Source organism: Microseira wollei NIES-4236 (assembly GCF_020521235.1).
GTDB lineage: Bacteria > Cyanobacteriota > Cyanobacteriia > Cyanobacteriales > Aerosakkonemataceae > Microseira > Microseira wollei.
In genome coordinates this window covers 1-11006 of sequence record NZ_BLAY01000245.1, presented here as the reverse complement: position 1 = coordinate 11006, position 11006 = coordinate 1, and the positions used below count along the sequence as shown (strand labels likewise).

General features: G+C 47.6%; 15 protein-coding genes and 1 pseudogene. 11 read left to right on the top strand and 5 right to left on the bottom strand.

The annotated features are described in order from the left end of the window. Positions 1-63 precede the first annotated feature (63 nt). From MiSe_RS51675 to MiSe_RS43965, 6 genes and pseudogenes are all read left to right on the top strand, one after another. Entirely contained in the window at positions 64-186 is a 123-nt protein-coding gene (locus MiSe_RS51675) for a hypothetical protein (protein WP_264196998.1), read from the top strand. Between the two features lie 205 nt (positions 187-391). Then, positions 392-1459, top strand: a complete 1068-nt coding sequence (locus MiSe_RS43985; RefSeq protein WP_226592803.1) for a pentapeptide repeat-containing protein — start codon at positions 392-394, stop codon at positions 1457-1459. A gap of 294 nt (positions 1460-1753) precedes the next feature. After that, entirely contained in the window at positions 1754-2032 is a 279-nt protein-coding gene (locus tag MiSe_RS43980) for a hypothetical protein (RefSeq protein WP_226592801.1), read from the top strand. A gap of 421 nt (positions 2033-2453) precedes the next feature. Then, a complete protein-coding gene (locus MiSe_RS43975; protein ID WP_226592798.1) occupies positions 2454-2651 on the top strand; it encodes a ribbon-helix-helix domain-containing protein in 198 nt (65 codons plus the stop codon). Then, positions 2615-2854 carry a helix-turn-helix domain-containing protein gene (locus tag MiSe_RS43970; RefSeq protein WP_226592796.1) on the top strand — a complete coding sequence of 80 codons (240 nt, stop codon included), beginning with the start codon at positions 2615-2617 and terminating at the stop codon, positions 2852-2854. The genes MiSe_RS43975 and MiSe_RS43970 overlap by 37 nt, the downstream gene beginning before the upstream one ends. 438 nt (positions 2855-3292) lie before the next feature. Next, positions 3293-3979: pseudogene (locus MiSe_RS43965) on the top strand (Uma2 family endonuclease). A gap of 110 nt (positions 3980-4089) precedes the next feature. Here MiSe_RS43965 and MiSe_RS43960 read toward each other — a convergent pair. Further along, entirely contained in the window at positions 4090-4590 is a 501-nt protein-coding gene (locus tag MiSe_RS43960; protein WP_226592794.1) for a glutaredoxin family protein, read from the bottom strand. Between the two features lie 240 nt (positions 4591-4830). Between MiSe_RS43960 and MiSe_RS43955 the strand changes: the two genes are divergently transcribed. The 3 genes from MiSe_RS43955 to MiSe_RS43945 all read left to right on the top strand — a co-directional run bounded on the left by MiSe_RS43955 (position 4831) and on the right by MiSe_RS43945 (position 7694). Next, positions 4831-6066: an LL-diaminopimelate aminotransferase gene (locus MiSe_RS43955; RefSeq protein ID WP_226592791.1), complete on the top strand. Its 1236-nt coding sequence runs from the start codon at positions 4831-4833 to the stop codon at positions 6064-6066. 305 nt (positions 6067-6371) lie between these two features. Beyond that, positions 6372-7334, top strand: coding sequence for a cysteine synthase A (gene cysK / locus MiSe_RS43950; protein ID WP_226592789.1), 963 nt, complete (start codon positions 6372-6374; stop codon positions 7332-7334). A 117-nt stretch (positions 7335-7451) separates the two neighbouring features. Next, the gene (locus tag MiSe_RS43945) at positions 7452-7694 is read left to right on the top strand and encodes a ChaB family protein (protein ID WP_226592788.1); all 243 of its coding nucleotides are present in this window, start codon (positions 7452-7454) and stop codon (positions 7692-7694) included. Positions 7695-7759: 65 nt separating this feature from the next. Here MiSe_RS43945 and MiSe_RS43940 read toward each other — a convergent pair whose 3' ends face one another. After that, on the bottom strand, positions 7760-7939 hold the full coding sequence (locus tag MiSe_RS43940; protein WP_226592786.1) for a hypothetical protein: 180 nt from the start codon (positions 7937-7939) through the stop codon (positions 7760-7762). A gap of 199 nt (positions 7940-8138) precedes the next feature. On the opposite strand from MiSe_RS43940, the gene MiSe_RS43935 reads away from it, so the two are divergent. Together MiSe_RS43935 and MiSe_RS43930 are read left to right on the top strand one after the other, a co-directional pair. Beyond that, positions 8139-8384, top strand: coding sequence for a helix-turn-helix transcriptional regulator (locus tag MiSe_RS43935; protein WP_226592805.1), 246 nt, complete (start codon positions 8139-8141; stop codon positions 8382-8384). A gap of 2 nt (positions 8385-8386) precedes the next feature. Next, entirely contained in the window at positions 8387-8644 is a 258-nt protein-coding gene (locus MiSe_RS43930; RefSeq protein ID WP_226592784.1) for a helix-turn-helix transcriptional regulator, read from the top strand. A 213-nt stretch (positions 8645-8857) separates the two neighbouring features. Here the strand turns inward: MiSe_RS43930 and cobA are convergent, their stop codons facing one another. The 3 genes from cobA to MiSe_RS43915 all read right to left on the bottom strand — a co-directional run. Further along, positions 8858-9649 carry a uroporphyrinogen-III C-methyltransferase gene (cobA, locus tag MiSe_RS43925; RefSeq protein ID WP_226592782.1) on the bottom strand — a complete coding sequence of 264 codons (792 nt, stop codon included), beginning with the start codon at positions 9647-9649 and terminating at the stop codon, positions 8858-8860. Then, positions 9646-10356 carry a sirohydrochlorin chelatase gene (locus MiSe_RS43920; protein WP_226592780.1) on the bottom strand — a complete coding sequence of 237 codons (711 nt, stop codon included), beginning with the start codon at positions 10354-10356 and terminating at the stop codon, positions 9646-9648. Before MiSe_RS43920 ends, cobA begins: the two co-directional genes overlap by 4 nt. 296 nt (positions 10357-10652) lie before the next feature. Next, a partial coding sequence (locus MiSe_RS43915) for a hypothetical protein (protein WP_226592777.1) occupies positions 10653-11006 on the bottom strand: 354 nt, incomplete at its 5' end.

Genomic DNA, 11006 nt, shown 5'->3' with positions numbered 1-11006 from the left:
GATAAGGCTTGAGCCGTGTGAGCGCGAAAGTCTCATGCACGGTTCTTAGGGGAGGGAAGAGGGGTGACTCTCGAACCTCACCCGACCGTAGACTACGGATGTTTTAGCTCTACCAATTCGACGAGTAAGCGCAAGCATACTGGCAAGGGTGCGGCAACTGAAGCAAGTGAAGGGTCAAAAGCCTAACCGTACTTCGGACGAGGGAACAGAAACCCCGTCCGTCTATAGGTTGGGGTAGTTCATCATTCCCATTCCCCTAGACGCACGCAAGGGTGAGGAAGCTGCCTGCGGTTTCAACACAGGCAAGAAACGTCAATCCGGAAAATGCAAGATTGCTGCGACCGCTCAAGGTTTAACCCTTTACATCGAGGAAGGCAAAGAACTCGATTTTTTGGATAATAAACGGGGAACCGCTGTGGTAAATGTTCGCCTCGATCGGGTTTTTGCTATGAATTATCAACAATGGAACAGAATTCATCGAGTGGAACTGGGATTTTTGGTTCAATCCGAATCCGCAGGCTCAAATCGCACCAATTTTGTGGAAATTCTCAGCAATGAAAAGCTAGCAACCTCTCTAAAAAGCCAGTTGAAGATGCCGCCAATTTCTCCAGAGATGCTATCGGTGGGGAAAGTGCGATCCGAGACGGCTGAGTCTGGTTCAGATCCATCTGTCCTGGTAAAGCAATTGTTAGAAACAAAAGAATGCCTGCGATGCAATTTGCCAGGCGCGAATCTGAGTTCAGCCGACTTGAAAGGTGTGAATTTGGAAGGCGCTAATTTGGCAGGCGCTAATTTACAAGGCGCGAAGCTGGAGCGAGCTTATTTAGTCGGCGCCAACCTGGATAAGGCAAACCTAACGGAGGCGAATCTGAAAGGAGTAAATCTCGCTCTTGGTTCAATGCAAGAAGCTGTATTGCAAAATGCAGACTTGAGGGCGGTGAATCTGCAAGGCGCTTCTCTGCTCAGAGCGAATCTGCAAGGAGCCAAGCTGTCCGCTCCTGCAATGTTGCAAAATGCTGATTTGTCAAACGCTAATCTGAAAAACGCCACTTTGGAAGGGGCGATGCTGGCGTTTGCCAATTTGGAAGGCGCAGATCTTCAAGGTGCAGATCTGGGTGACACGTCGGTCAAGTTGTCGGGTATCGCTGGTAATTACTCCCGTGGAGAGATGGCGCTCGATGCATTCGGTACTGCACTCTCGATTTTGACTGGAAATTTGGCTGGAATAGCCGCTTTTAATTCCAGAGACCGTCCGGTCAAGTTTGATACCAATCTCCGGGGAGCCAATCTCACAAATGCCAATCTCACCGGGGTAGATCTGGAAGATGCTTCGTTGGTTGATGCCAATCTCAGGGGTGCTAACCTCAAGGATGCCAAGCTGGAGGGTACGGATTTGACAGGGGCAAATCTATGTGGGGCAACGATGCCAAACGGTTCGCGCGGCAATCAAGGCTGTTAGCGCGATCGCCAGTCCAATACCCCCACTTTACTTTTGAGAGCGGGCATCGTCTTTTTGTAAATTTATGAGACAATAATCCACACTGAATCTAAAACTTCTGTATCGTAAACTACGGAATTAAAAATTTCAGGACTTACACGCATATTCCTGGTTTCTACGAAAAATCGTTGGTTTGGAAACGAGAGATCGAGGTCGAAACTGGGTTTCTGGCAAGGCCCTGGCGTAAGTCCTGAATTTTTAGGGCTGTGCTGGCAACTCCAGCGCCACGAAAGTTCGCTGCAAAGGATTGTCGTTATGAAACTGCGATCGGATGTTTGTACGAGGATGTCGCCATCCACACCAGTCAGTGTAGGTAGCGTGGGTGCGTGGGAAAGATTGTGCGATCGCACCACCCCACCCGCACCCAAATTTGCACCTTCGGTCTGGGTTAAAGTTTTGAACCCCCCCACAGCGTTCAGCTTTGATGAAGCTTGGCTCTTGTGCGAATACTCTGAGAATCAATGGTTAGCTTGGATACCAGATTATGGGGAAATTCTACTGAGGATAGATGAATTTTGCAGTCTTGAGCGGTAGGGTGGCCTGCAGCCACCTCACTCAACCAGGACTTACGCCAGGGCGTTGCTATCACCAAAGTTTCTGGGTAGATCTCTAGTTACCAAACCGACGATTTTTGATAGAAACCCGGTTTCTGTCAACTAAACGTTACCGCCCAGATTTTCGCAACGATGTACAGCGGATTGCAGCCGTATGAGGTAAGGCGAAAGTTTGTGTAGGGGCTGCCATTTTTGCTGCCCCTACACTGTTAAGCAGATGAAAGCCTTAGAGCAATTGCTCAAATCTATTGGCAAATCAATTAGCGACTTGCCAGATCGCCTATGATGAACTTCAGTTTAATGCATCTAGATGTAATATGCAACTAATAAATGTAGGATGCAGATAAAAAATTCTATAAATTGTCTAAAACTGCTACCAACTAAGGAGCGCAGCAAAGAGTATGATGGATAAGCGTCAAGATGTTCGGGGAGAAATGGCAAAGCGCATTACAATTACGTTGCCGGACGAAGTTGCAGAAGCATTGGAAAAGTGGGCGAAGGAAGAAGGTAGACCTATGGCGAATCTTGCTACTTTCCTAATTCAGAATAGCGATCGCCCAACATGGGACAAGCGGGTAAAGCTCTTAGGGAAGTGTTGACGAGTTATGGCATCAGCCAAAATAAACTGGCAACGGCAATGGGACTTCCAAGATCTGCGGTTTATAAATGGGTTCACGAAGAGAGAGATCCGACCGCCCTTACGGTTGTAGGGATAGTCAAAGCCTTGAGAGGGATGAATTCAGAAGCGGCAGAAGCGTTTATTAGGCTGTACTTGGGTGAACCAACAGAGAATGAAGACTGAGATTTCAATTGGGTGCAACACAGTTAAAGATTGTAGGGGCACGGCATCAATAGGCTTTGCCCAAAACTTGAAGGTTTTCTACTGGCGTGCCCCTACCACCAATATTGATTGCAGTCACACCTGAAAAAGCTCAGAGACGAACTGATAATGAGTCATATCGATTCCGGTTGCATCGGAATTACAGCCGTTTTCAATTGGATGCAACACAGTTAAAGATTGTAGGGGCACGGCATCAATAGGCTTTGCCCAAAACTTGAAGGTTTTCTACTGCCGTGCCCCTACCACCAATATTGATTGCAACCTGGGTGAGGCAGAAAGATCCTTCCTTCGAGTCATCGGAGCGGCAGAATTAAGACTCAGAGTAATTATGCCCCCTCACCTATAACCAGGGATGCGATCGCGCTAAAGTAGAGCCAAAAGGATCGCCTCAACTAAAATATGTTAGCCAGTACAGCCACTTACGAAATTACCTGGGAAAAACTACCCGATGACTTTGTTTTAGACGACGAACCCGTGGATAACATCAATCAAGCATCTCTTGCTGCGGCTTTAACAGAAAGCTGGCAAATCCCAGGAAAGCTACCAGAAAATGCTCTGACTACGACCAACTACCGGCTCGGCGCTACCGTTAATCAAAAAATGGTTGTCAAAGCGCCAGACTAAGCTTATATTCCTGCGATTCGAGTTCCCCGATTGCAAGTGAAACGCAGTTATACTCCCCAACTTCAGGGCGATATTCCGGTTATTATTATGGAATTTATCTCTGATGCAGAAGGGAAAAAATATTCGATTAAACCCACCTATCCACCAGGAAAATGGTTCTTCTAAGAACGAGTTTTAAAAGTTCCCAACTATGGGATATTTGAACCAGATTCAGGAGAGTTAGAAGTTGATTGGCTAGATAATTCAGAACGCTACCAGCTACGCAGTCCCGATGCAAATAACCGCTATTGGATTGAACCAATGAATTTATTTTTGGGAATTTGGCAGGGAACCAGGGAAAATCCCACAGGTTATTGGTTGCGATGGTGGGATGAAAATGGTTTCCTATTACTTTGGGGAACTGAACGCGCCGAAAGATTAGCTGCTCAACTGAGAGCAGCGGAAATTGAACCGGAAGTTTAATTTCTTAGAACTAAAGCCAAGCGGCGTCTCCCAACCCTGTTTCAAATAAGTAGCGATCGCATTCGGGTTGTTTTGAGCATGGGATGCGATCGCTAACCCAAATCAAAACGTTAACGCAACGCTCCTCTGACATCATCAATCGAGGAATTAATCAAAGTTATGCCTTTGACTGAAAGCACGGGTAAGCGAACCGAATCACCTACTGATGTTCCTGAGTTGCGGATCAAAGTCCACATTTCCCGATTCTTTGCCTCGTCGCTATCGACATTCCTGAATTCGTAAGGAATCTTATTTGCGTCTAATTGGCGCATCATTCCGCTTGTCAAACCGCAAGTTGGTCTGCCATAAACAATAACCGCAGGGGTTTGATTCCCGCGCGCGGGTTGATTTGCAGAAGTAACTGGACTGTTTTGCGGCGTAGTTTGATTTGCACTTTCGGCTGGATTAACAGGAGCAACTCGCCTGTTTTGCCGATAAATAACATTATCTAAATCTTCTAGGATGCCAGTTCTGGGATTAATCCAGCAGTTGACGCAATCTTGAGCGTTGACGCCTGCTGGAATTGACAGCAAGAAGGCGGCAGAAAGAATGCTTGGGATGGCTTTTTTCATGGCAGTTGTTTCCATTTAATTAATTAGTTTCCCCAGACTGTGGGGAGTCGATTCAAGCCACCCCTTTTTAAACTCTGAATTCTGGCACAGTTGGCATTAAACTATAGCTTTACTCAATTGGGTGGCGCGTAGATCCAGTGTAAGTCTTTCAAGGTTTTACTGTCGAGGCTGAAAATATCGCTTTCACCAAGGGAGACAATTCGCAGTAAGCTTTACTAACGGCGTTCTTCGCGATTGAACATGGCAACGATTAACGATAACTACCTCAAACTCAAAGCTGGCTACCTCTTTCCCGAAATTGCCAGACGGGTGAATGCCTTTGCACAGGCAAATCCGGATGCGAAAATTATCCGCTTGGGGATTGGCGATGTCACCGAACCTTTACCAGAAGCTTGTCGCCAGGCGATGATCGACGCGGTGACCCAAATGGGCGCGAGCGCAACTTTCAAAGGCTATGGCCCGGAACAAGGGTATGCTTGGTTGCGGGAAGCGATCGCTAAATTCGATTTCCACTCTCGCGGATGCGATATCGATGCGGATGAAATCTTTATTTCCGATGGTTCTAAATGCGACACCGGGAACATTCTCGATATCTTTGGCAAAGATAATGCGATCGCTGTCACCGACCCTGTTTATCCCGTATACGTCGATACTAACGTCATGGCGGGAAATACTGGCAATGCTAACGAAAAAGGCGAATTTGAAGGCTTAGTTTATCTGCCAATTACCGCAGAAAATAACTTCACCGCCTCGCTTCCTACCCAAAAAGTCGATCTAATTTATCTGTGCTTCCCCAATAACCCCACGGGTGCTACTGCTAGTAAGGAACACCTGAAAGCTTGGGTAGATTATGCCAAAGCGAATGGATCGATTATATTCTTCGATGCGGCTTACGAAGCATATATCACCGCTCCAGATATTCCCCATTCTATCTACGAAATAGAAGGGGCAAAAGATTGCGCGATCGAATTTCGTTCTTTCTCCAAAACAGCCGGATTTACCGGCACTCGCTGTGCGTTTACCGTAGTACCAAAAAACCTCACCGCCAAAGCTGCCGACGGTTCCGATGTTGAACTGTGGAAACTATGGAATCGCCGCCAATCTACTAAATTTAACGGCGTTTCTTACATCGTGCAAAGAGGTGCAGAAGCAGTTTATTCCGAGTCAGGACAAGCGCAAGTTAAGGCATTGATTAGTTTCTATCTGGAAAATGCCAAAATTATTCGCGATCGACTTTCTGAAGCCGGAATTGCCGTTTATGGCGGCATAAATGCACCCTATGTTTGGGTGAAGACGCCGAATAATTTATCGAGTTGGGATTTCTTCGATAAATTACTGCACACTTGTAATGTAGTCGGAACTCCTGGTTCTGGTTTTGGTGCTGCTGGGGAAGGTTATTTCCGCATTTCTGCGTTTAATAGTCGGGAAAATGTGGAAGAAGCAATGAAGCGGATTACCGAGAAGTTTAAAGTGTAGTCCCTATCTCCGAATCCAGAAACCGGGTTTGTTGCTGCAATCTCTAATTCCTCGACGATTTTGCCGAAAAACCCGGTTTCTTGGCGCGGATCTTCTGCCAAAAAAAAGTAGTATAACTCACCGTAAAGTTATCCGCCTTAAATTAGCTTGGTTTAAAACGCCCAGGGACTTCAGTCTAAATATTAAGTAGGTATAAAATATAGTAAATACATCAAAAAAACCGTAGTATAATAAATATATTAAGCTTTCTCTAGCGCAGATAGCCCAATTAAATTTATTCGATTTAGCACCTGAGGAAAACACTTATGCGGATTGCCAAAGATATCACCGAGTTAGTTGGACGGACGCCTTTAGTGCAGTTAAATAAAATTCCCCAATCAGAAGGGGCGTTGGCGCGAATTGTGGTGAAGCTAGAAAGCATGAATCCAGCGGCTTCGGTGAAAGATCGCATCGGGATGAGCATGGTAGATGTGGCGGAAAAAGAAGGGTTAATTGAACCTGGAAAAACAATTTTAGTCGAGCCAACTTCTGGGAATACGGGGATTGCACTGGCGATGGTGGCGGCGGCGAAAGGGTATCATTTGATACTCACGATGCCGGAAACGATGAGTATGGAACGGCGCGCCATGCTGAAAGCTTATGGGGCGCAATTAGAGTTAACCCCAGGGGCGCAAGGGATGCGGGGGGCGATCGCACTAGCCGAGGAAATTGTCGCCAAAACGCCCCATGCCTTCATGTTGCAACAATTCCGCAACCCCGCCAACCCGAAAGTGCATCGGGAAACTACCGCCGAAGAAATTTGGGCGGATACAGATGGGGAAGTAGATATTTTAATTGCTGGAGTTGGTACGGGCGGGACAATTACAGGAGTAGCAGAAGTAATTAAATCGCGCAAGCCGAGTTTTAGGGCGATCGCAGTCGAACCCGCCAACAGTCCAGTTTTATCCGGCGGTACACCAGGACCGCATAAAATACAAGGTATTGGGGCGGGATTTGTGCCAGCAGTTTACCAACACGAATTAATTGATGAAGTGATTCAGGTAACAGATGAACAAGCGATCGCCTACAGTCGTCGTTTAGCAAAAGAAGAAGGATTGCTATCAGGAATTTCTGCTGGGGCGGCTTTGTATGCTGCGATTGTTGTAGCAAAACGCCCAGAAAATGAAGGTCGCTTGATAGTCATGATACAACCGAGTTTTGGCGAACGCTATCTCAGTACGGTACTGTTCCAAGAACAACCCCCCGCTCAATTAACCGTTCCGGTCTAAAATTTTCACCATGCTTAAGATAGACGGGTAACTAAATTTTCTTCTATCTCGTAGAGGAGGAATTGGCAAGTTTGCCTATCTACCATGAACCTAGAACTGAAATAGGGGACTAGGTTTATGCAGACCGAACAAATGAACGAAATGCCTGGTGAAGTAAAAGAAATGCCTCAAGGCGCCCAAAATATTTTCAAGGCTGCATTTAAGAGCGCCCAAGAAGACGGTATGAGTCAACAAGGCGCTCTTGATGTTGCTTGGAATAGCGTGAAGCGAGGCTATGAGAAAGATGCGGATGGGAAGTGGCAATTGATACCGCAACACTCCAACCAAACCAATAAATCCGTTCAATCTGGCGGTAACTAAAGCGTTTTTTAGGTGACGAGGGCGATCGCTGCTGTTGATTTTACAGTGCGATCGCCTTTCGATTCTTAGTTCTGGCTGGTTAAATCAAACACAACCTTGAACGAAACATTCGGTACTTTCCGCCGCAAAAACTGAAAATGCCCCTCTGCATCAGAGCGACTGCGAAAGCGCGCAATAATAGCCCATTTTTGGCTGGGTAATAGGCGAGCAATTGCCCAGCACTGCAAGCGTTGCCGATAAGTCATAATTGAATTTACCTCCATTGAATAACGGAGCCAGAGCCAGCAAGCCGGAGCCTCAGAAACTAAGGATTGCTGGTTTCTAACTTTCTGAGTACGTCAGACAACTAACGTCATCTTTTAAGATGACTTCTTACCATTATACACAATGTAGTCTGAAAAGATGACATTTACTAGGTCATGCTCCTCTGACACGATTAGGAGCATGGGACAAGCAGGGAAATCTCTTAGGGAAGTGTTAAAAGCATACGGCATCAGCCAAAACAAACTAGCAGTCGCAATGGGTATCGAAAGATCTGCGGTGTACAAATGGGTTCACGAGGAGAGAGATCCCACAGCCGAGACTGTGGTAGGAATAGTAAAAGCCTTACGAACTATGAACTCAGAAGCCGCAGAAACATTTATTAGGCTGTATTTAGGTGAGTCAACTCAAGATGAAGGCTCAGAGTAGTTATGCCGAAAAAGCCTGCTCCACGTCCAGAAGATCAAGAGTCGCATTTGAAGAAGTTCAGGGAAGAATTGGGTATTAACCAAGAAGATCTGGCGCGAGAGTTTGGTGTTTCGTCGCAAACGATCGGCCGCTGGGAACTAGGCAAGAACGTACCCACATTCACTGTCAAGCAAATGAAAGCCTTAGATCAATTGCTGAAGTCGATCGGCAAATCGATTGGCGAGTTGCCCGATTACTTATACCAAGAAATTGATACCTAAATCAAACGCTCCCACCCCCAACCCCCCCAACCCCCCCAACCCTCCCAACCCCCCCAACCCCCCCAGGCTAAAGCCTGGGGCTACACAAACAAAGCCCGCCTGCGCGGGCTAAATTTATTACAGGCTGCGAAGGCAGCCTTTGTTTGTGCAGCCACACCCTTCAGGGTGTGGGATGCAAGGTGATGGTATTGTTTAAGAAACCGGGTTTCTCGATCAAGGACGACAACTCGATAAAATACCGTGCAAGTTGACAACCTTTCCAATTACAGCGATCGCCGGCGCAGCAAACCCCGTCGCCTCAACTTGCGCCACAATCGTTCCCAAAGTCCCCAACAACTCTTCTTGTTCGGGTCGAGTCCCCCAACGCACTAACGCCACAGGCGTTTCCCCACTTAACCCAGCACCTTGGAGTTGTTCCGCAATATAGGGTAAATTGTGAATCCCCATATAGATCACAATCGTTTCCGAACCGCGAGCGATCGCGCTCCAATTCACCGCCGGACGATACTTACCCGCCCCCTCATGCCCTGTCACAAATGTTACCGACGAACTATACCCCCTATGGGTCAAAGGAATACCAGCATAGGCAGGCGCGGCAATCCCCGAAGTAATCCCTGGCACCACTTCCACCGGCACACCCGCAGCCACCAAATCTTCCATTTCCTCGCCGCCGCGACCAAAAATAAACGGATCCCCCCCTTTTAACCGCACCACAATTGCTTGCGTCTGCGCCTTTTCGATCAATAACTGAGTAGTTTCTTCCTGCACCAAAGAGTGACGCCCGCGACGCTTACCCGCATCGATTTTTTCAGCTTGGGGATTAATCATCGCCAGAATTTCCGGACTCACCAGGGCATCGTAAATCACCACATCCGCACAAGCCAAAAGCCCCTTCCCCTTCAGCGTCATCAAACCCGGATCGCCAGGTCCCGCGCCCACCAGATAAACCTTACCCACACACCTTCTTTCCTCTTTCTTCGTGTCCTTCGCGTCTTCGTGGTTCATTCTCTAACCAGATCTAAAATCAAATCTGCCAACTCAGTACTTGCACCGATAGGCGCTGTCATTCTGAAATCTACAGCCGGTAATTCTTGGCAGAGTACATCAACAGCACTCGCGATCGCATCCGCGATTCCACCGGGAAACAAAAAGTAAGGTATGATGCACACCTTTTTCTTTCCAGCGATAGCTAACTCTTGCACCCGCGACTCCAAACTCGGAGGTATAGACCAATAGGCAGGAATCGCGCCCAAACAAGCAGCCAACGCCTCCACCGGCTGGTTCCCCTTGGGGCGACGACTACCGTGAGATAGCAAAATCTTCCCCTCTGCATCATCTGAAGATATTTGATTGGCAAACAACCGTGCCAAATCCGGATGAACCCCCAAATGATGCCGGATCTCGATTGGCAAGTCTAACTTAGATCTGGCGATATCCACCTCATAGGGGATATCTTCCATCACATGCACCCCTGGTAAGAGAAACAGCGGTACAATTTGGAGGCGGTTAAACTTGGATGCGATCGCCCGTGCGCCAAATGCTTCAATTTGCCCGTGTAAGGGCAAAGAACCTAGTTCGAGGCAAGCCGTGCCTACCCAGTTGCCACTTTCCAGCTTCTGGGATACCAAAAAAGCCAACTTCTCGACCTCCGCTTGAGGCCGAGGGTCGCGACTGCCGTGGGATACCAGTAGATAGGCAGATGGCGATTTCAAGAGCCTGTCAGTGAATTTCCGTTGCAAGTTTCTATCAATAACACCCTAGCGTTTCAGCAAAAATAATTTTGTATCAATTATTTCTAAACTGGCATCTTTTGAATATTTTAATCAAAAAAGCGCCAAAGGGGTCATACTAAATCCGCTTGCACCACTCCCTTTTTAAACGAACCGCCATAGACGCGCAGCGGCTTCCCGTAGGGTAGACGCACTGGACGCCAAGAAGAAGAGGAAGAGAGAGAATACAGGGGGTAAGCGGATTTGGTATAAAATCCCAAATGGCGCTTTTGATTGGGCTACCAGCCTAAAAAATAACGGGCGTTGCTGAGTAGGGGGACGGCATCCGCCAGTTTTGTGGCATTTATCCCATATTTTCGCCTGCCGTGCCCTTTATAGGCGATTGCCAGGGGTAGGGGGACGGCATCCGCCAGTTTTGTGGCATTTGTGCCATATTTTCGCCTGCCGTGCCCTTTATAGGCGATTGCCAGGGGTAGGGGGACGGCATCCGCCAGTTTTGTGGCAGTTATCCCATATTTTCGCCTGCCGTGCCCTTTATAGGCGATTGCCAGGGGTAGGGGGACGGCATCCGCCAGTTTTGTGGCATTTGTGCCATATTTTCGCCTGCCGTGCCCTTTATAGGCGATTGCCAG